Source organism: Aeromonas veronii bv. veronii (assembly GCF_000820225.1).
Classification (GTDB): Bacteria; Pseudomonadota; Gammaproteobacteria; order Enterobacterales; family Aeromonadaceae; genus Aeromonas; species Aeromonas veronii.
Genome location: NZ_CDDK01000031.1, coordinates 9,032 through 28,585, shown reverse-complemented (window position 1 = coordinate 28,585; position 19,554 = coordinate 9,032). Strand labels below are relative to the sequence as shown.

Sequence of the window (19,554 nt, the reverse complement as noted above, 5' to 3'; positions counted from 1 at the left end):
TCAGATTATTGCTGAACTTCTTGTACGCCAGATACGCGAACTTCTACGCGACGATCCGGAGCCAGGCAGGAGATCAGTTGAGCTTTAGCAGTTACGCCGTTGCACTTGGTGCCGGTAACCGGGTTGGCTTCGCCACGACCTTCGATGGCAACTTTGCTGGCAGCCATACCTTTGCTGACCAGGAAGTTAGCAACGGTACGGGCACGGGCTTCAGACAGCTTCTGGTTGTAAGCGTCGGAACCGATACGGTCGGTGTAACCAACAACAACAGCGTTGCCATCTTTCGGCTGGAACTCAACGATTTGCTGATACAGACCGTTCAGGGCTGCAACGCCTTCCGGCTTCAGGGTGTCTTTGCCGAAGGCAAACAGTACGTCTGAGTTCAGGGCGAAGTTCTTCTCTACAACTTGCGGAGCAGGAGCCGGCGCTTCTTCAACTACCGGAGCAGCTACCGGAGCTACGTAGGAAGTACGGAACGGGTGGTATACCGCTTCCAGAGTAGCGATGCTCTGGTTGGCCTTGTAACGCTCACCGTTGGCGTGCAGGTCAGCCACGTCCCACATGTAGCGGTAGCGAGCTTGCAGATCCAGCGCGTCATTTACCTTGTAAGTCACACCAGCACCGGCCAGCGGGGAAACTTTAGTGTCGCTGGTACCCAGACCATCGGTGTGACCCCAGTAGGCGCCGCCTTCAGCGAACAGGGAGAAGTCGTTGCCAACCGGCATACGGGCGATACCGGACAGGGTGGCACCCTGGCTCTCGTAACGGTTGCCGTCGGTGTTGCCACGACCGGTGTACTGGTAGCCCAGTTCGGTACCGAAGTTCTCGGTGAAGTTGTAACCCATGAAGGCGTTGGCAGCAGCCGCGTCTTCCTGGCCTACATTGGTGCTTTCCAGCTTGTTCAGGCCGTTGAAGTGAGTAGCACCGACACCGGCACCGAAGTAGATGTCGTCAGCGGCGTGAGCAGCGGTAGCACCCAGAGCAGCCATGGCGATGGCGATCATGGAAGGAGCCATTTTCATCATAAAAAAATCCTCGTTGAGATCGCACGTTATTCACGTGCTTCACACTTTGTAATTTATGTAAGCTGCAGGCTCCGCCGTACGGCTGGCGTCGAGTCTGGCAGATGACCCGGTATAACCGGGTTGCACACTCTCCTGGTGTGTCGAGTGCGCTGGCATGGCACGCAATGCGTGAGAAACCACTGCCAGGCAACTGATGTCATTCCGATGACGAGGCGCACTCTATGCCGATTTTAAAACATGATCAAGCTCACAAATGAGCCTTGTGGCAAATTGTGTCGTGCTCTTAACTGGCTGTTTATTTTGATTAATTAGTGATCCAGATAGGCCCTGTGCAGTTTCTTCTCCAGCTTCATATAAGCCTGAACCCAGTCGCTATGCGGGCTGGCAGGATTCGCTCTGGCGGCAAAGACCGCAAGGTAATCTGCCTGGGTTGCGCTCTGCAGCAGGGGGGTAAATGTCATCAAGAAATGTCGGGCCAGATAGGGGTCAAGGGGCCAGATGTTGAGGATGGCGCGAGCCACAGGCTGAACCGCAGCTGAACAGATGAAGTGGCGATGTCCCGCCTCCAGCCAGTCGGCCATCTCGCACATGCCCGATTCGGGCACCAGACCACCATCACCTTGGGTGGTTGCCAGCGCAATCGCCTGACCATTTACCGTGACGAGCTGCTCATTGTTATGCAGGGTGCCGTCGTGGCTGCGCAAGGCCAGGTCCGGGCATGCCTGTTCAAGAAACAGGCTGCAGCTCTCCGGCAGGGCGGCCAGCAGCTCGCTGGCGTGGCTGGACATCAAGGCCGGAAGCCAGAATGCTTCGGCGCGATATTGTTCACCTTGCAGGCGCTGTTGTGCCAGTTCTTCTGTGCTGGATACGGGGTGCAGGCGAGAGATAATGCCGGGAAACGCCATACTTATTCCTCTTAATGGGTATCCGGCGGATTATACGAGTTATTGGGGGGGCCACAATAAAGGTTTCTTTTCGAGACTGTTTACCTGAGGCGGCTGAGCGATTACCATCCCCCCTTGAAGGCAAGGGTTGTCGCCGAAAGGCGCTCATAAGATAGAGGCTCGACCATAACGAGTCCGAACAAAACTGATACACTTGACTACGAGTCGTCGCGAAAAATAAAAGGCGGAGTAAATCCGCCAAACGGAGTATGGAACATTATGAATTCAAATATCGTCACTGTTGGCAAGAAGATCCGTCAAATCCGTGAAGCGGTCGGTTTGAGCCGTCCGAAGTTTGCAGATTTGCTGGGTGTTCCTCCCACCACGCTGAAAAACTACGAGCTGGGTTACCGTGAAGTTGGGGGCGCCTTCCTGGTTGCCCTGGCGCACCACCCGGATCTGCACAAGTTCACCCTCTGGCTGCTGGCAGACAAGAAAGTCGCCGAAATCGGCCAGATTGGCCCGGATGACCTCGCCAAGGCGTGATCATCGATGTGAATAGAAATGCCGCCTTCGGGCGGTATTTTTTTTGGGTTGCCGATCGATATTTTGATCTAACACGCTTTGAATTATCCATGCAGGCCAACGAGAATAAGCGGCCCCGAAAAGTGGGCCCCCTGGTGGTATCTGGCCACCCGAACACTATTACATTCAGGATGATATGAGCAATCGTATGGAGTATGGGTATGAGCAGTAATGAGTTGGATAAACGCTATGGCCTGATGACTGCCATTGCGATGGTGGTCGGCGTGGTGATCGGCTCCGGTGTCTTCTTCAAGGCCGATGATGTACTGCGTCTGACTGGCGGTAATCTGGCCATTGCGCTGCTGGCATGGGCGCTGGGGGCATTTTCGATGATCTTCGGCGCGCTGGTGTTTGCCGAGTTTGCCCAGCGGATCGAAAAGTCCAACGGTATCGTCGATTATGCCGAAGCGGCATACGGCAAAATGTTTGGTTATCTGGTGGGGTGGTTCAAAGGCGTACTCTATTACGCCCCTCTTTCCGCCATCCTTGCCTGGGTCGCCGCTCTGTACACCATGATCTTGCTCGGCAGTGATAATCCGACCAACTCTGGTGCGACCTGGATACTGGCGGCTGTCTATATGACGGTCACCTATCTGATCAACTTCTATACCCCGGTCCTGGCGGGCAAGCTGCAAGTGGGCTCTACCCTGATCAAGTTGATCCCGCTGATCCTGGTTGCCATTGTGGGCACCATTTCAGGCTTGCTCAATGGTGTCACCGTGACCAACTTTGTACAGGCAATGGATGGGATAGGAAGCACCGGAGGCACGCTGGCCACGGCCGTGGTTGCCACCGCTTTCGCTTATGAGGGGTGGATCGCCGCCGTGACCATCAACAGCGAAATTCGCGATTCCAAGAAGAATCTGCCCAGAGCGCTGGTGATTGGCACCCTGATAGTCTTTGTGGTCTATGTCACCTATTTTCTGGGGATCGCCAGCGTCTTGCCGACGGACGAGATAGTGGCGCAAGGGGATAACGCGGTAAATCTCGCGACAACCAGCCTGTTTGGCGGGACTGCCTCGACCATTTTGACCGTGTTCGTGATTATCTCCTGCCTCGGAACCCTCAATGGTCTGGTGTTGGCGACCATGCGTATTCCCTACTCGCTGGCGATCCGCAATCAGGGGCCTGCCCCCAAGTGGATGAGCCGTATCGAACCGCATCATCACATGCCAATCAACTCGGCCCTCGCGGCAGCCTTGTTGTCGGTGATTTACTCAGTGCTGTGGTACTGCAGCATCAACGAGACATTCGGTCGTTACATCGCCCTGGACGAGATGCCGATCGTGCTGATTTATGGCCTCTATCTGTTCCTCTATGTCTGGTACATGCGAACCTTTACCGAGTTGGGCTGGATAAAGCGGTTTGTGATCCCGACCTGCGCCACCCTGGGTGCGCTCATCATTCTGTATGGCGGTATCACCAATCCCAGTCTGGGACTCTATCTGCTGGTCTCTGTGGGGGTGATTCTGCTCGGGTTGCTCTTCTACCGTAAGGAGTAACCGGGTAAGTGAGTTGAAAAAGCGCCGAATGGCGCTTTTTTCATGTGTAAACCGCAGCATGCCGACAACTAACTGCCCAGCAACCCGAGGCGGCCCAATTCATCCTTGAGCTGATCGAGGTTGCGCTCGACACAGGCTTCCCCTTCGTTGATGGCATCGCTGGCGCGATGAAAATCCATGATGGAGAAGCTGCCAAGGCGCGGGCAGAGCTGGATCTCCGGCGGGTCACCGGCCATCCGGGCGCGGGTGATCCGCTCCTGCATGATGTTGATGGAGCCACTCATCACGCTCCACAGACCCGGGGTGGCTGGTGCAGACTCACCGCGATTGAGCCACTGGCTGAGCAGGCCGCCGCTGCCGGGTTGATCCGGCTCGTCGGTCCAGGGCTGGTGCATGTCGGTGTTGAGGTTGACCGCAATCACCACCTCGGCCCCCATGGCGCGGGCCAGCGAAATGGGCACCGGATTGACCACGGCGCCATCGACCAGCCAGCGGTCGTTGATCCGGGTCGGGGTGAGGATCCCCGGCATGCCGCAGGAGGCGCGCACCGACTGGCGCAGCGGGCCCTGTTGCAGCCAGATCTCGCGGCCGGTATCGAGCTCGGTGGCGATGCAGGCGAAGGGGATGGGCAGATTCTCGAGATCGGGATCCCCCAGATGGCTGGCGGCAAGGCCAAATACCTTTTCGCCGCGAAACAGCCCACCGGAGAGGGCCGGGTCGAGCAGGCTGACCACCTGCAGGCGGGTAAAGCCGCGCACCCAGGTTTCCAGCCGATCCAGTTCTCCGGCGGCATAGGCGGCACCGACAAAGCTGCCGATGGAGCAGCCAGCGATCAAATCCGGTTTGATGCCGAGACGTTCAAGGGCGCGGATGACGCCGATATGGGCCCATCCTCTGGCGGCGCCGCTCCCGAGAGCGAGCCCTACGCGGGGTTTACGTGGCACGACAGTCCTCCAAAAAAGGGGTTGAGGGCTCAGCTTACTCCGAGAGTCAGGAGGCGTCACCCTGCCATCTTTCGCTGCGGTTGCGACCGTTGGCCTTGGCCTGATAGAGCGCCACATCGGCGCGGCGCACCGCTTCGTGCAGGGGAAGGTTCTCCTGGTGGGGCAGATAGCCGAGGCTGATGGTGACCTCCAGCCCAGGCTCGATGGCGGCCCAGTCATGATCTGCCACCGCCTTTCTCAGCCGCTCCGCCAGCTCGCCGAGCTGCGTTGCATCAGCGCGGCCAATCAGCAGCAGAAACTCTTCGCCCCCCCAGCGGATCAGGCGATCAGTGGGCCTAATCTGCTGCTGGCAGATCTGCACCAGCCGGATCAGCACGATATCGCCGACGGCATGGCCGAAGTTGTCATTGACCCGTTTGAAGTGATCCGCATCGAACATCAGGATCCCCGCTTGCAACCGGGCCAGCTCTCCCGCCTGCTCCAGCAGCACCAGATAGTGGCGGTTGAAGGCGCCGGTGAGGGCATCGTGGCAGGAGAGGTAATTGAGCCGCTGGTTGAGGCGATGGGATCTCAGGTTGGAGAGGGCGGCCAGCAGCATAAAGAGGATGGCGAGCAGGGTCGGCGTGGACTGGCAGAGCATGGCCCACACCAGCGGCAGCAGGGTGACGTTGTGCACCAGTCGCAACGGAGTATCGGGGATTGCCATGGTCAGCTGCAATGCCCCTTGCCGCCACTGGTATTCGTCGGTCGGCTCGGGGTCTTGCGGCACCACGGGCTGGTGTGCGCTGCTGGCCAGCACCTGATGGTACTGATTGAGCAGCAGATACTCACCCAGCGCTGGCGCCAGCTGATTGAGCTGCGATTGCAAGCGTGAGAGCAGGATGTCCATGCTGATCATCCCTACCAGCGAGCCGTCCTTGTAGAGAGGCTGAGACATGGTAACCATGGTGCCCAGTCCGGCAAAATCTTCGTAGGGGCGGGAGAGAATGGTGTCCCGGCTTGGGTTGGGTGACATCAGCGCATCCTGCCAGTAGTGCTTGTCATAGATGCTGCGGGCAAAACGAAACTGGCTGGAGGGAATCCAGGGATAGAGGTAGATAAAGTTGTCCACGCCAGTGAAGTAGGCCCAGGCGATCTCGCTGCCCAGGCGCTGGCTGGCAGTGGACAGCAAGGGAGAGAGGCTCAGGGCCAAATGAAGTTGCGCCTCCCGCGCACTGCCGGGGGGCGGCAGCGGGCCGTCACCGGTGAGGTTGCCCGCCAGTCCGGCCGGTAAATCGCCGGGGAGCTTGTCGAGGGCCAGCCCCTCTGGCAGCGCCTCGATATGGCGATAGAGCTGGCGAGTGAGCACCGACTGGGGGTCGCTGCGCAGTCGCTCTTCGGCCTGACCGCGCATCGCCTCCAGAAATACTTCGGTCTGTTTGAACCGATCCCGCAGGTAGATGGCGCTGTTGAGGGTATCGCTCTGGTAGAGGCGTTCTATCTGTTGCAGGCTTTGCCGCAAGGTCAGACCAATCAGCAGGATGACCACGGCGAACAGGAGCCAGGTCAGGCGTGTGAGAAAGCGGTGGTCAGACATTTTGGGCATAGGCAGTCAGTCGGGTTGCGAAGGAAATTGTCGTTAGTGTATGCGATGTGGCGTGAAAACAAACGGCGCGACCTGAAACAGAGTGAGCTTATCCCGCTCTTGTTACGTTTTGTCACATTTATACATAGTCACGGCATAGTCTGGGGCTAAAATGGCCCCAATCTGGATTTACCCTCTCACTCTTCATGGACTGTTCGATGAAAATGCGTATCTGGCTCGGCTTGGGCCTTCTTCTAATCGTGGTTGCCGGCGTCTGGGCGCTGCGTCACAGCGAACCCGCCGCCAAAGCACCGACCAGACAGGTCAATATCCGCACTCAAACCGTCAAACAGAGTCTGGCCGAGCCTACCCTCAAGCTGGTGGGCAAGCTGGCGGCCAATCGTTCTGTCATCATCAGCCCCGAAGTGACCGGTCGCATCGTCAAGATTGCGGTGCAGTCGGGTCAGAGCGTGGCGAAGGGGGAGACCCTGATCGCGCTCGATGCGGGCAAACAGCAGGCTGAGCTGGCCGAGCAGAGCGCCAGCCTGCGCGACGAGAACCGCAAGCTGAGTGATATGCGCAAGCTGGTGGCCCGTGGCGCCGTGACCCAATCCGAGCTGGAGGGGCAGGAGGCCACCGTGGCCCAGGTGCAGGCACGCCTCGATGCCGCCCGCTACGAGCTCTCCCTGCGTACCCTGCAGGCGCCCTTTGCCGGTACCGTGAGCCTGATTGATCTGAGCGAAGGGGCACTGGTGGGCAGCGGCGATACCCTGCTGCATCTCGATGAGCTCGACAAACTGCGCCTCGATCTGGCGGTGCCGGAGCGTTACCTCTCCCTGCTGCGCCCGGGCATGGCGGTCACCGCCACCAGTACTGCCTGGCCGGATCAGCAATTCAACGGCACCCTGACCACTCTCGACAGCCGCGTCTCCAACGATACCCAGAACATCAAGGCGCGGGTGATGATCCCCAATGGCAACGGTCAGTTGCGCCCGGGCATGCTGCTCAATGTGGAGCTGGCGTTGCCCGCCCAGCAGCTCACCCTGATCCCCGCCCAGTCGGTGGAGTACGCCGGTGAGCAGCGCTTTGTTTACCGTCTGGAGGCCGATGGCCGTGTCAAGCGGGTGCCTGTGGTGCTCGGCGAGACCGAAGGGGAGACCGTCTGGGTCACCGAGGGGCTCAAGGTCGGCGATCGCATCGTGGTCGAGGGGCTGGTCAATCTGCGTGATGGGGTGCAGGTGCGTGATCTGGCCGAGGTGAATGGCTGATGTGGCTATCCGATATCTCAGTACGCCGCCCGCTGGTGGCGGTGGTGCTCAGCGCCCTGCTCACCGTGTTTGGTCTGGTCGCCTTCAGCAAGTTGACGGTGCGGGAGATGCCGGACGTGCAGATCCCCTCGGTCTCCATCACCACCACCTATGAGGGGGCGGCCCCCTCGGTGATGGAGAGTCAGGTCACCAAGCCCATCGAGGATCAGCTCTCCGGCATCAGCGGCATCAAGAACATCAACTCCATGACTCGCAAGGGGCGCTCGATGATCACCGTCGAGTTCAAGCTCGGCTGGAACATGGTGGAGGGGATCTCCGATGTGCGCGATGCCCTCTCCCGCGCGCGGCCCCGGCTGCCCGATGATGTGGACGAGCCGCTGGTGACCAAGGACAGCGGCAACGGCGATGTGGCGATCTGGCTCAACTTCAGCAGCAGCCAGATGGATCGCACTGCCATGACCGACTACGCCAACCGGGTGCTGGTCGACCCCCTGAGTCTGGTGGACGGGGTGAGCGAAGTGGCGCTCTCCGGCGATCTGACCCAGGTGATGTATGTGCGGCTGCGCCCGGCCGACATGGCAGCCCGTGGCATCACGGTGAGCGATGTGGAAGAGGCCCTCAAGCGCGAGAACATCGAGCTGCCGGGTGGCGAGATCCGCAACAACTCCATGACCATGGCGGTGCAGATCGCTCGTCTCTACCACACAGCGGAAGATTTCCAGCAACTGCAAGTCACCACTGCCGCCAACGGCCAGAGCGTCTATCTGGCCGATATCGCCGACGTGGAGGTAGGAGCCAAGAACGAAGACAGCGCCTATCAGCGCAACGGCAAAGAGAGTCTGGGTATCGGCATCGTCGCCCAGTCCACCGCCAACCCGCTGGCGGTGGCGCAGGGGATCGAGAAGAAACTCGGCGAGATGCAGCGCTTCCTGCCGGAGGGGGCCAAGCTCGAGGTGGATTACGACTCCACCATCTTTATCAAGCAGGCCATCGACGAGGTGTACGAGACCTTGGCCATCTGCGCCGTGCTGGTGGTGGCAGTGCTCTATCTGTTCCTCGGGCAGGGGCGTACCACGCTTATTCCGGCCATTACGGTGCCGGTGTCGCTCATCTCCGCCTTTATCGGCGCCTGGTATTTCGGCTTTTCCATCAACCTCATCACCCTGCTGGCCCTTATTCTCGCCATCGGTCTGGTGGTGGATGACGCCATCGTGGTGGTGGAGAACATTCACCACCATCTGCAGCGGGGTGAACCGCCGCTGCTGGCCGCCTGGCACGGCACCCGCGAGGTGGGCTTTGCGGTCATCGCTACCACCGCCGTGCTGGTGATGGTGTTTGTCCCCATCGCCTTTATGGATGGCATGGTGGGGCGGCTCTTTACCGAGTTTGCGATATTGCTCTCCTTGGCGGTGCTCTGCTCCTCGCTGGTGGCGCTGACCCTGACCCCGGCCATGGGCTCCTGGTTGATGCGCCCGCTGGATAAACCGAACCGACTGACCGCCGGGCTCGATCGCGGGCTCGGCTGGCTGGAGGGGCACTATCGCCACCTGCTGGCGTGGGTGCTGCGTCGCTCCCGCTGGACGCCGCTGGTGCTGCTGCTCTGTCTGGGCGGTATCGGCGCCCTCTTTACCCAGCTGCCGACCAGCCTTACCCCGACCGAGGATCGCGGCGTCATCTACGTCTTCGTCAAGGGAGCAGAGGGGACCAGCATCGAGCGGATGAAGCGCAACATGCAGCAGGTGGAGTCCGCCATCATGCCGATGCTGGGCAAAGGGGTGGTGCAGGCGCTGAGCTTCAGTACCCCCGCCTTTGGCCGTGGCGGCGATCAGACCGGTATGGTGATCATCCAGCTCACCGACTGGGCCGAGCGCGACGTCACCGCCACCGAGTTCTCCCGCTCGCTGGGTGCCAAGCTCTCCGGCATTCCCGATGTGATGATCCGCACCTTCCAGCCCGGTTTCCGCGGCGGCTCCACCGCACCGGTGCAGTTCGTGCTGCAGGGCAACGACTATGCCGAGCTCTACCAGCAAGGGTTGGCGCTGCAACAGGCGGCGCAGGGCAGCGGCCTGATGCTGAGCCCGGATCTCGACTACGCCGAGAAGACCCCCGAGCTGCAGGTGACCATCAATCGCGACAGCGCCAGCCAGCTCGGCATTCCGGTCTCCACTGTCGCCAGCAGCTTGCAAACCCTGCTGGGCGGGGCGAGCAAGACCACCTATGTGGACAGGGGCGAGGAGTATGACGTCTACCTGCGCGGCAACCAGACCGAGTTCAACGGCATCTCGGATCTTGGTCGCATCTACCTGAAGGCCGCTAATGGCGAAATGGTCAGTCTCTCGACCCTGGCGACCGTCAAGCAGGTAGCGACCGCCAACCGTCTCAACCACTACCAGCGGCAAAAGGCGATAACCCTGACTGCCGACGTGCACCCCGACCACACCCTGGGTGAGGCCCTCGATTTCCTCGATGGCTGGGCCAACGCCAACCTGCCCACCGGTATGACGGTGGATTACACCGGTGATTCCAAGGATTACCGCGACAATCAGGGGGAGATGGTGCTGGTCTTTGGCCTCGCCCTGCTGGTGGTCTATCTGGTGCTGGTGGCCCAGTTCGAGAGCACCCTGACCCCTGCGGTGGTGATGGTGACGGTGCCGCTCGGCATCTTCGGCGGCCTGCTAGGCCTCTGGCTGACGGGGCAGGAGATGAGCATCTACAGCCAGATCGGCATGATCATGCTGATCGGCATGGTGACCAAGAACGGCATCCTCATCGTCGAGTTCATCAACCAGCTGCGCCAGCGCGGCGAAGGGTTCGAGGAGGCGATCATCGCAGGCTCGGTGCGCCGCTTGCGACCGATCCTGATGACTTCGCTCACCGCCATTATCGGCGCGGTGCCGCTGATGCTCTCCATGGGGGCAGGCTACGAGAGCCGGATGGCGGTGGGGACTGTGGTCTTCTTCGGGCTGTCGCTGGCCACCCTGGTCACCCTGCTGGTGGTGCCCGCCATCTACCATCTGATCGCCCGTCATGCTGGCATGACAGGGGCGCGGGATCAGCAGGTAGACGAAGCGCTGGCCGCCAAGGGGGCAGGGGAGTCGCACCCTCCGGCGCTCTGACCTCAATCCTGACGGAGGCCAGTAAATCAGCCTCATCATCACAAGGGCGCCTGCGGGCGCCCTTGCTATTGCGGGCGGCGGCCTATTCCGCGGGATCTATAGGGACAAAAAGCCATCGCTCCCCTTGGCCGCAACCGGTATAATGCGCGACCCGAATTTTTCCAGGTGTTCAAAATGCAGCCGGTACCCAACCTTTTCTCCTATCCCCGCTATTGGGCCGAGTGCTACGGCACGGCGCCCTTCCTGCCCATGTCCCGCAAAGAGATGGACAAGCTCGGTTGGGACAGCTGCGACGTCATTCTGGTGACGGGGGATGCCTACGTGGATCACCCGAGCTTCGGCATGGCGGTGATTGGCCGCATGCTGGAGGCGCAGGGCTTTCGGGTCGGCATCATCGCCCAGCCGGACTGGTCATCGAAGGATGACTTTATGCGTCTGGGCAAACCGAACCTCTTCTTCGGGGTGACCGCGGGCAACATGGACTCCATGATCAACCGCTACACCTCCGACAAAAAGCTGCGCCACGACGACGCCTACACCCCGGGGGATGTGGGCGGCAAGCGGCCGGATCGCGCCACCCTGGTCTATACCCAGCGCTGCAAGGAGGCGTTCAAGGAGGTGCCCGTCGTTATCGGCGGCATCGAGGCTTCCTTACGCCGTATCGCCCACTACGACTACTGGTCAGAGACCATTCGCCGCTCCATCCTGCTCGATGCCAAGGCCGATATCCTGATTTACGGCAACGCCGAGCGGCCGCTGATCGAGGTGGCCCACCGCATCGCGGCGGGGGAGAGCATCGAGACCATGCAGGATATTCGCGGCACCGCCGTCATCCGCAAGGAGCCGCTGCCGGGCTGGAAAGGGGTGGATTCGAGCAAGCTCGACCAGATTGGCCGCATCGATCCCATCATGAACCCCTATATGGAAGGGGCACCCTGCTCGGATGATGCCACTGAAGCGGCCCCTGCCGTGCAGGAAGCCCAGCCCGTGCTGGTGCAGCCGGCCAAACCCAAGCCGTGGGAAAAAACTTATGTGAAGCTGCCGGCGTTCGAGCGGGTGAAAGAGGACAAGGTGCTCTACGCCCACGCCTCGCGCATCCTGCACCACGAGACCAACCCCGGCTGTGCCCGCGCTCTGTCGCAGGCTCACGGCGATCGCATCGTCTGGGTCAACCCGCCCGCCTTCCCGCTCGAAACCGAGGAGATGGACGGCGTCTTCGGCCTGCCCTACCAGCGGGTGCCGCACCCGGCCTATGGCAACGAGAAGATCCCCGCCTTCGAGATGATCAAGACCTCGGTCAACATCATGCGCGGCTGCTTTGGCGGCTGCTCCTTCTGCTCCATCACCGAGCACGAAGGGCGCATCATCCAGAGCCGCTCGGAAGAGTCGATCCTCAAAGAAATCGAAGATATCCGCGACAAGGTGCCGGGCTTTACCGGCGTCATCTCGGATCTCGGCGGCCCCACCGCCAACATGTACAAGCTGCGCTGCAAGAGCCCCAAGGCCGAGCAGACCTGCCGTCGCGCCTCCTGTGTCTGGCCCACCATCTGCCCGCACATGGACACCGACCACAGCCCGACCATCAACCTCTATCGCAAGGCGCGCGACCTCAAGGGGATCAAGAAGATCCTCATCGCCTCCGGCGTGCGTTACGACATCGCGGTCGAAGATCCCCGCTATATCAAGGAGCTGGCCAAGTACCACGTCGGCGGCTACCTCAAGATCGCGCCGGAACACACCGAGGAAGGGCCCCTCTCCAAGATGATGAAGCCGGGCATGGGCAGCTATTACCAGTTCAAGGAGCTGTTCGACAAATACTCCAAAGAGGCGGGCAAGCAGCAGTACCTGATCCCCTACTTTATCTCCGCCCACCCGGGCACCACAGATGAAGACATGATCAATCTGGCGCTCTGGGTCAAAGAGAACCGCTTCAAGCTCGATCAGGTGCAGAACTTCTACCCGTCGCCGCTCGCCAACGCCACCACCATGTATTACACGGAGAAAAACCCGTTAAACAAGGTGAGCCGCGAGGGGGGGGATGTGTTTGTCGCCAAGGGCGAGCGCCGTCGCCGCCTGCATAAGGCGCTGCTGCGCTACCACGACCCCGCAGGCTGGCCGATGATCCGCGAAGCCCTGCTCGCCATGGGCAAGGGCCACCTGATTGGCAATGGCCCCGGCTGTCTGGTGCCGCCGGAAGGCCGCAACGAGCGTGCCGCAACTGGCAAGGGGATGAAACCGGCCCTGACTCGCCACAGCAACATCAGTCACCAGCGTGGCAATGGTGGCAATGGCACGGGTAACAAGGCGACGGGCGGCAAGCCGGTGGGCTCCCAGCTGCAGAAAGGGGCTGGTAACGGCAAGCCCGTTTCGCAAGGTACAGGTCAGGGCGCAGGTCAGAATGCTGGCAAGAGCAAACCGACGGGTAAACCCGCTCACAAGGGCAAGGCCTCGACCCGTGCTGGCTCCGCCAAGCCGGGTGCCAAACCCGCCACTCAAGGCGGCAAGCCTGCTGCCAAAGGAAATGGTGCCAAGCGACCGGCGCGGTAAGTTTTCCTGATTGGAAAACGATAGAAATAAAAAGGCGACCGGATGGTCGCCTAACCAAGTATCAGGATTTAGTTGACCACAACAACTGCAGACTCGCTGAGTCTTACATGAGAAGGCATACAAGATGTGAGCACTAGCAGTGCATCGCAAGCAGATAGCACCTAAATTGTTGAAAAACTTTGGCAGAAAATTGGTGTACTATATCCCATGAGAGCGATGAACGAGATATAGACAATGAGCAAACATATCAAGATTACCAACGTCCATTCTTTAGAAGAATTTAAAGCTGAAGACAACATTGTTCATATAAAAACAACACCAAGTAAAAATGGATTTACGCATTTTTATTGGAATATACATCGTTCAGAAATAATTGTTGGCAGTAAAGTGCAATTTCCTGTCAAGTCTATCGCGCATCTCAAAAAAAACCATGAGTCATTCTATGATTTATCTAGAAGCGAAATTCAAATAGGAGACTCAATTTGTTATATAGCAAACTTTATGGCTCTTCCTATCTTCTGTGCCACAATAATTGGAACGAGAATACATAATAATCAGCGCTTTTTTTTCCTTCGCGCCAATCACCCGCAAAATATTTTATCCTACACATGGGCAAAATATATCCCAGAACGATTCTTTTTGGTTTCAAATAATAAGAATGAGCGAGGGAGATATATTGCTCCTGATAATTTAATGTATGCACGCTACCAAGATGAATTAGATAAAATTGAAATGATATACTCAGTATATAGATCCAAAATGCTCATAATGGACTATATGACCTCTAATTCATTTTTAGGTGAAATGGCATTTTTAAAATGTCATAAATACTTGTTTAATGGCATTTATGATTGGGCTGGAAAATATAGAGTTGATGAGGTGGTAGTCACGAACAGAAACTTTCCAACCGAAAATCCTGATTCTGTTCCACAAAAAATGGCTGAATTTTGTAATTCATTTGCCAGAAAATACTTAGCTCATGTAGGTTCTGACCAAAATAAAATGATAGATGCTTTGGTTTTTGCTCATAAAGAATTAGCTTGGATCCACCCATTTATGGATGGTAATGGTAGAACAATGAGGCTATATCTTGAGATCGTCGCAAGGACAAGAGGTTTTAAAATTAGTTGGCAAAAGGCGCTCTCAACTAAAAAAAGAAAAAAGTTCTACCACTATGCTGTTCGAAAAGCGATTAGTGGCAGAACTTCTTTTTTGAAAAAAATAATTAGCCAAGCAATATCATGAAGCTGAAGCCATATGGAATGTTAATTCTGGCATTATAACCTGCAGCTTTTTAATTTTGTCCCACTCATTGGATGAAATAGAATTGCCTTCTATTTCATATGAGACTCTGGCGTTGTCAATTATCTCATCAATAAACGCGCTGGTGTTAACTACTACTTTTTTGATATGAGAAGCACCTCTTATACGCAATTCAACATGTTTCATCGCTGACTTGCTATTGTGTTTCATATCTTAACCTCACCTAGGATTTTACACTTTATAAGTATAGTCAAAATTTTTGACAGCGGACAATTTTCACACAATTAAGTCTGTCTGTAAACCACTATCATAATCCCCACCACAGAGAAACACGGTACCAACAAGGCCACTACATGGAGCTAACCACAAGCAATGATGGACACAATTAGGTGGTCTATGTCAATGTGTTTATAACCAATTGTTTTTTAAATTGATTATTGGATTTCCACCTTTCTGAGCAAGGTGCGGAAATCTGGGACATCCACCTTTTTGTGTGAGACGCATCACAACATATTTCCACGCTACCGCCCGTGGATGACAGCTTCCAATATGCTCCCTTGACCCGCGTTGGCAGCAACCTATCGCAGTTCAACAGGTTCTGGATGGCTATGGTAAGCCAAACGAAACTGCCGAAGCGAGCCTTAAAGTGACCTAACTATCAGAAATTAATCGTTTTTTGAGCTTGATCAGCAAATGGAGCCGGAAGGCGGCTTTATCGCCATATCCCGCTTTGGCAAACAGGGAAGGGGAGTGAATAGGGGCGACCTGCTGGTCGCCCCTTGTGATTGCCATATCCGGCGTGCGAAGGGTTAGCCGTTATAGCCGTAGCAGCGCTTGAGCTCCTCGAAGTCGTAGTAGTGGCTGCCGCTTTGGTAGGGCTGGCAGCCTGTTTTAAAGGCGATCTCTTTTTCGTTGTAGAGCATCTTGACCAGCACCTGCCGCTGCCTGTTCTGGTAGATGTCCCACTGAATATTGGCGGTATAGGGGGAGACCCAGCCGCCGCGCCACTCGTTGTTCTGCTGGCTGAACAGCTGATCCGCGCTGGCCCCCTGACGGCTCCCTTCCAGCTTCATCAGGGCGGCGAGGGGGATAATGGCCTCGGCGTGGGCAAAGCGCAGGGTGGCCCGTCGGCTCTGCTCGCCCTCCACTACCTGACGCTGCACCTCGCCAAACAGGCCGTCGAGCAGCGGCTGGGCAATGGCGTAGGGGGCGCTCTGGTTGGCAAAGCTCGGCCCCTTCTCGTAGAAATCTTCCGCATCGGAGAGGTAGGAGAACCAGGCAGACTCCTGTGGGGTCAGGAACTGCTCCAGCGCCCAGGGTTCGCTGCCCTGTGCCTGCGCTTCGCGGATCATGCCGGGGCCGATGATAAAGAGGTTGTAGAGCATCAGGGCGGCATCCACTTCGTCGCGCACATAGGTCATGCCGCCATCTTCCGGGTTGACGGCGACAAACTCGACGCCGCCCGCCAGATAGTCGACAAAGCCCTTGCTGTAGATACGCTCCAGCATGCTGCGGGCCATCTCTTTGGTCTTGCTCAGGTTTTTAAGCTGATCCAGCGCCCTGGCCAGCTCGGGGGCCGGGGCGATTCCTGCATCTTCGTCGCCGATAAAGCGCTGGTAGCTCTCATAGGCGGGCAGGTAGCGGGCGTAATCCCCCTCGGGCGTGGTCTTGTGGAAGTAGAGCTCGAACTTGTTGACCAGCTTTTTGTCGATCTTCGAGGGGTCATCCTGCGTGAGGTAGCACTGCGCCGAGTCGCTGACATAGCTCACGTTGCGCTTGAGGCTCTCCATAAAGTAGAAGGCGCTTTCGTTGGCCCTGTCCTTGCCCGAGGTGACCACCTTGATGCAGTGGGGCTCGCTGCTGTTGAGCAGGGTCGGCAGCCGCGCCGCCAGCCGGGTAGCGAGGTTGGCGTGCTCCTCCTTGCCCAGCGCCGAGAGCAGGCCATAGCCCAGTTTCTGGTTGGCGGCCGTCACCAGATCGACCTTGCCTCCCAGCCCCTGCCCGAGGGTGGTGAGCGCCCCCTGACGCTGCGCCTCTTCCCATACCAGCTTGGTCAGCACGTCATATTTCGGGCTGGAGAGGGAGCGCGAGCCGTGGCGCGCCACCATCTCGGTAAAGACCGGGCTGAACCCCTGAGGCGCTGGCTCGTAGCTCTCCGCCTGCTGCTGCGGGCTGTAGACCGCTTTGGTGCTGTATTGGTAGGCGGTTTTGCCCTGGCTGTCGGTAGACGATTCGTTCTCTGACTGGCAGCCGCCAAGCAAGACCAGCGAGACGGCCAAAGCCACATAAGAAGAGCGCGGGAAAGTCATGATGTTCCTTATCTATCCATATGAAAAATAAGTGAAAAACTCTATGACTTGAAAATGACCGCGGGATGTCAGCCAGATGACAGGAAGGTGACTGTTGTGAATGCCATTAGTAGGGGGACAGACGTGGCGAGCATGCCCATCAGGGAGCGCTTCTGTTATCTTGGCCTGCCCGATAGATCGGCTTGGGGCCCGTTCATGACGTGTTTGGCAGGAGCAATCAGATGGCAATAAAAACGCGATCCCGCAGGGAGAAGGTAGGCAGCGGCCTTGGATTGCTGCTCGGGATTATCGGCTTCAACCTGCTGGTGCCCTTCCTGTTTGAAAAGCAGGCGGGTTTTGATGGCAACCAGATGCTCTGGGCCGCCGTGACAGCGCTGGTCTGCTCCGAACTGGGGGCCAGAGTGGGCAAGTGGCTGGATTGCCGGGAGCAAACGAGAGCAGGCGACTGATTCAGGAGGCGGCCGACAGGTAGCGGGTTGCTCTGAACTGGCTGGGAGTAAGGCCGGTGATGCGCTGAAATTCGCGATTGAAATTGGATTTGGTCTGAAAACCGGCGTTCATCAAGATCTGGGTGATGCTCTCATCCGTGTTCAGCAGGGCCTGCCTGGCATGGGCAATCCGATATTCGTTGATGACCCTGGGGATGCTCTGCTGGCGCACCAGATTGACGGCACTGGAGATCTGCTTTGCGGGAATGCCCAGTTTGCGTGAGAGGCGGGCCAAGGTCAGCTCAGGATCCAGGTAGCAGGCTTTCTCCTTCATCAGGTTATCGAGCAGAGCCACTATCTCTCGGGCGCGATCTTCGCTCAGCAGCGGCGCTTTCTCAACAGGCTCGGGCTCGGAGGCGGGCATCTCCTCCTCTTCTGCGTCAGCGGTATTGACCCCTACCATTACCGCGGCCGCCGCCAGCATGGGCACCAGCATCAGGTGACCCAGCGACAGGATATAGGGCGCCAGCTGGCCTTGATTGAAGGCGAAGTCGAGGGAGACTGCGGCATCGATGGCCGCCGAAAACAGCAGCATCCAGCCCGCGATATGTTCCGCCTGCCTGACCCCCTCCCACTCATTGAACGAGACATAGAGCAGCAGCTGCGTCTTATCGGAAAAACGCATCAACGCAATGCCGTAGCAGAGATAGATGGCGGTCAGCAGGCCATCCAGTGGCAGTGGCAACCAGTTGTGGGTCAGCATGCCGAGGGCAACCAGCGCGGGGCCGACGCCGTGCAGCCAGGAGAAGCGGGCCCCAGGCGCCCTGGCTCGGCTGAAGATATGCCAGGCGGTCACCGGAATAAGCGAGGCGAGGATCGGCTGCGCGAGACTGAGCAGCGCCAGATCGAAGGTCCAGCGCAGCCCCACCACGGCGGTGGTGATGGCGCACAGCAGCAAAAAGAGGGCGGTCATTCTGGCCGCCCGCCCGAGGCGCGCCAGCAGCACGGCAGCCAGCAGTGCCAGCAGCAAGGAAACAATAAAGGGTATGGGTATGGCCAGCATCATGTATCCCGTGTGCAAAAAGAGGCCGTTGACCAGCCGCGGCATGCCAGCATAACGGCTCGGGTCAGGTGAATGAAGCCCATGATGGCGCAGGCGCGGTTCGAGGACGACCTGAAACCGGTTTGAGGACGCTTTGGGGCGTTTTGCTCCCCATGATAAGGGCTCCCAATCACCATAAAAGGCAGGTATCCATGTTCTCTTTCTATTGGCTGGCGTGGCAACGCGCCCTGGATTTTTCGGGTCGAGCCACCCGGGCTGAGTGTGGGTGGTTCATGTTGTGCCACCTGCTGGTCACCCTGATCTGCATCTGGCTGGACGTGCTGCTTGCCAACCTGGGCTGGCTGGATCTGAGCTACGGCCTGGTGAGCAGCGTGCCCCTGATTGCGCTGATCGTGCGTCGCTTGCACGACACCGGCCGCTCCGGTTGGTGGGGCTGGGTCTTTCTGGTGCCGGCTGTGGGGCCCTTGCTGCTTATCTATTTGCTGGTGCAGCAAAGCGGGGCAACCCATGTTGGCAAGGAGGCATCGGCATGAGACACGCACTCTGGTTGTTTATGCTGTGCTGCTCGCTGACGGTGGCTGCCGTCAACAATCCCCACGATTTTCCCAAGGGGGCGCTGGGCCTGCTGCAGGTCGACAGCCTGACCCGTGGAGAACTGCTGTGGATGCAAGGGCGGGTGGGGGAGGGAACCTATACCACCACTGATGCCGAGGGGCGCCACTGTGCCATCCGGGTGCCGGTGGCGGTCGGCAAAGTGGCGAGCAGCGGCCTTGGCATCGACTCCGCCGCGGGGCTGGCTATCGTCGTCATGACGCCGAGGCTCGATGCGGCGCTCAGCAAGGGGGAGCGGTTGAACAGCAGCGACTTCACCTTCTCCCTCGAGGCAGCTGACCCGGCGGCCGACGGCTATATCGTCAGCGGGATCGCGGCCGACGAAGGGTTTGTGCTGAACTCGCGGCGGCGCTGGATAGCCTGGCTGCTGGAAGACAAACCGGCACTGCGCTGTCAATAAGGCCTCCCTCGTCGGGAGGACGCGCCGGCCAGGAAAGAGCCGCT

Annotated in this window: 16 protein-coding genes; 9 read left to right on the top strand and 7 right to left on the bottom strand. The window is 58.4% G+C overall.

Going from position 1 to position 19,554, the window contains the following annotated elements:
- Positions 1–5 precede the first annotated feature (5 nt).
- Entirely contained in the window at positions 6–1,025 is a 1,020-nt protein-coding gene (ompA, locus tag BN1139_RS12785; RefSeq protein ID WP_013723997.1) for a porin OmpA, read from the bottom strand.
- A gap of 308 nt (positions 1,026–1,333) precedes the next feature.
- A complete protein-coding gene (locus BN1139_RS12780) occupies positions 1,334–1,930 on the bottom strand; it encodes a hypothetical protein (protein WP_005349969.1) in 597 nt (198 codons plus the stop codon).
- Between the two features lie 258 nt (positions 1,931–2,188).
- Here BN1139_RS12780 and BN1139_RS12775 point away from each other — a divergent pair, with 258 nt between their 5' ends.
- Both BN1139_RS12775 and BN1139_RS12770 read left to right on the top strand, forming a co-directional pair.
- A complete protein-coding gene (locus BN1139_RS12775; RefSeq protein WP_005338367.1) occupies positions 2,189–2,455 on the top strand; it encodes a helix-turn-helix domain-containing protein in 267 nt (88 codons plus the stop codon).
- A gap of 200 nt (positions 2,456–2,655) precedes the next feature.
- Positions 2,656–3,996, top strand: a complete 1,341-nt coding sequence (locus tag BN1139_RS12770; protein WP_005338365.1) for an APC family permease — start codon at positions 2,656–2,658, stop codon at positions 3,994–3,996.
- Between the two features lie 68 nt (positions 3,997–4,064).
- Here BN1139_RS12770 and BN1139_RS12765 read toward each other — a convergent pair whose 3' ends face one another.
- Together BN1139_RS12765 and BN1139_RS12760 are read right to left on the bottom strand one after the other, a co-directional pair.
- Positions 4,065–4,940 carry a patatin-like phospholipase family protein gene (locus BN1139_RS12765; protein ID WP_005338362.1) on the bottom strand — a complete coding sequence of 292 codons (876 nt, stop codon included), beginning with the start codon at positions 4,938–4,940 and terminating at the stop codon, positions 4,065–4,067.
- Between the two features lie 46 nt (positions 4,941–4,986).
- Entirely contained in the window at positions 4,987–6,525 is a 1,539-nt protein-coding gene (locus BN1139_RS12760; RefSeq protein ID WP_041980584.1) for a sensor domain-containing diguanylate cyclase, read from the bottom strand.
- Positions 6,526–6,722: 197 nt separating this feature from the next.
- On the opposite strand from BN1139_RS12760, the gene BN1139_RS12755 reads away from it, so the two are divergent.
- The 4 genes from BN1139_RS12755 to BN1139_RS21030 all read left to right on the top strand — a co-directional run bounded on the left by BN1139_RS12755 (position 6,723) and on the right by BN1139_RS21030 (position 14,680).
- Positions 6,723–7,772: an efflux RND transporter periplasmic adaptor subunit gene (locus BN1139_RS12755; RefSeq protein WP_041980582.1), complete on the top strand. Its 1,050-nt coding sequence runs from the start codon at positions 6,723–6,725 to the stop codon at positions 7,770–7,772.
- Entirely contained in the window at positions 7,772–10,888 is a 3,117-nt protein-coding gene (locus BN1139_RS12750; RefSeq protein WP_041980580.1) for an efflux RND transporter permease subunit, read from the top strand. Before BN1139_RS12755 ends, BN1139_RS12750 begins: the two co-directional genes overlap by 1 nt.
- A 174-nt stretch (positions 10,889–11,062) precedes the next feature.
- Positions 11,063–13,435 carry a YgiQ family radical SAM protein gene (locus BN1139_RS12745; RefSeq protein ID WP_041980578.1) on the top strand — a complete coding sequence of 791 codons (2,373 nt, stop codon included), beginning with the start codon at positions 11,063–11,065 and terminating at the stop codon, positions 13,433–13,435.
- Between the two features lie 234 nt (positions 13,436–13,669).
- Positions 13,670–14,680 carry a Fic family protein gene (locus BN1139_RS21030; protein WP_080767407.1) on the top strand — a complete coding sequence of 337 codons (1,011 nt, stop codon included), beginning with the start codon at positions 13,670–13,672 and terminating at the stop codon, positions 14,678–14,680.
- On the opposite strand, the gene BN1139_RS21410 is transcribed toward BN1139_RS21030, so the two are convergent.
- Positions 14,675–14,908, bottom strand: coding sequence for a hypothetical protein (locus tag BN1139_RS21410; RefSeq protein ID WP_139126164.1), 234 nt, complete (start codon positions 14,906–14,908; stop codon positions 14,675–14,677). The genes BN1139_RS21030 and BN1139_RS21410 overlap by 6 nt on opposite strands.
- A gap of 599 nt (positions 14,909–15,507) precedes the next feature.
- Entirely contained in the window at positions 15,508–17,007 is a 1,500-nt protein-coding gene (locus tag BN1139_RS12740) for a histidine-type phosphatase (RefSeq protein ID WP_041980576.1), read from the bottom strand.
- 221 nt (positions 17,008–17,228) lie between these two features.
- Here BN1139_RS12740 and BN1139_RS12735 point away from each other — a divergent pair, with 221 nt between their 5' ends.
- Positions 17,229–17,456 carry a hypothetical protein gene (locus BN1139_RS12735; protein ID WP_041980575.1) on the top strand — a complete coding sequence of 76 codons (228 nt, stop codon included), beginning with the start codon at positions 17,229–17,231 and terminating at the stop codon, positions 17,454–17,456.
- 1 nt (position 17,457) lies between these two features.
- On the opposite strand, the gene BN1139_RS12730 is transcribed toward BN1139_RS12735, so the two are convergent.
- Positions 17,458–18,498, bottom strand: a complete 1,041-nt coding sequence (locus BN1139_RS12730; protein WP_041980573.1) for a helix-turn-helix transcriptional regulator — start codon at positions 18,496–18,498, stop codon at positions 17,458–17,460.
- 191 nt (positions 18,499–18,689) lie between these two features.
- Here BN1139_RS12730 and BN1139_RS12725 point away from each other — a divergent pair, with 191 nt between their 5' ends.
- Positions 18,690–19,031, top strand: coding sequence for a DUF805 domain-containing protein (locus tag BN1139_RS12725; RefSeq protein WP_041980571.1), 342 nt, complete (start codon positions 18,690–18,692; stop codon positions 19,029–19,031).
- Complete coding sequence (locus BN1139_RS12720; RefSeq protein WP_041980569.1) at positions 19,028–19,510, top strand: hypothetical protein; 483 nt, start codon at positions 19,028–19,030, stop codon at positions 19,508–19,510. Before BN1139_RS12725 ends, BN1139_RS12720 begins: the two co-directional genes overlap by 4 nt.
- The last annotated feature ends 44 nt before the right edge of the window (positions 19,511–19,554 follow it).

What these genes read in the sequence shown, in the direction of transcription:
- ompA (WP_013723997.1), bottom strand. Translation starts at nt 1,025, where the DNA reads ATGATGAAAATGGCTCCTTCCATGATCGCCATCGCCATGGCTGCTCTG.
- BN1139_RS12780 (WP_005349969.1), bottom strand. Translation starts at nt 1,930, where the DNA reads ATGGCGTTTCCCGGCATTATCTCTCGCCTGCACCCCGTATCCAGCACA.
- BN1139_RS12775 (WP_005338367.1), top strand. Translation starts at nt 2,189, where the DNA reads ATGAATTCAAATATCGTCACTGTTGGCAAGAAGATCCGTCAAATCCGT.
- BN1139_RS12770 (WP_005338365.1), top strand. Translation starts at nt 2,656, where the DNA reads ATGAGCAGTAATGAGTTGGATAAACGCTATGGCCTGATGACTGCCATT.
- BN1139_RS12760 (WP_041980584.1), bottom strand. Translation starts at nt 6,525, where the DNA reads ATGCCCAAAATGTCTGACCACCGCTTTCTCACACGCCTGACCTGGCTC.
- BN1139_RS12755 (WP_041980582.1), top strand. Translation starts at nt 6,723, where the DNA reads ATGAAAATGCGTATCTGGCTCGGCTTGGGCCTTCTTCTAATCGTGGTT.
- BN1139_RS12750 (WP_041980580.1), top strand. Translation starts at nt 7,772, where the DNA reads ATGTGGCTATCCGATATCTCAGTACGCCGCCCGCTGGTGGCGGTGGTG.
- BN1139_RS12745 (WP_041980578.1), top strand. Translation starts at nt 11,063, where the DNA reads ATGCAGCCGGTACCCAACCTTTTCTCCTATCCCCGCTATTGGGCCGAG.
- BN1139_RS21030 (WP_080767407.1), top strand. Translation starts at nt 13,670, where the DNA reads ATGAGCAAACATATCAAGATTACCAACGTCCATTCTTTAGAAGAATTT.
- BN1139_RS21410 (WP_139126164.1), bottom strand. Translation starts at nt 14,908, where the DNA reads ATGAAACACAATAGCAAGTCAGCGATGAAACATGTTGAATTGCGTATA.
- BN1139_RS12740 (WP_041980576.1), bottom strand. Translation starts at nt 17,007, where the DNA reads ATGACTTTCCCGCGCTCTTCTTATGTGGCTTTGGCCGTCTCGCTGGTC.
- BN1139_RS12735 (WP_041980575.1), top strand. Translation starts at nt 17,229, where the DNA reads ATGGCAATAAAAACGCGATCCCGCAGGGAGAAGGTAGGCAGCGGCCTT.
- BN1139_RS12730 (WP_041980573.1), bottom strand. Translation starts at nt 18,498, where the DNA reads ATGCTGGCCATACCCATACCCTTTATTGTTTCCTTGCTGCTGGCACTG.
- BN1139_RS12725 (WP_041980571.1), top strand. Translation starts at nt 18,690, where the DNA reads ATGTTCTCTTTCTATTGGCTGGCGTGGCAACGCGCCCTGGATTTTTCG.
- BN1139_RS12720 (WP_041980569.1), top strand. Translation starts at nt 19,028, where the DNA reads ATGAGACACGCACTCTGGTTGTTTATGCTGTGCTGCTCGCTGACGGTG.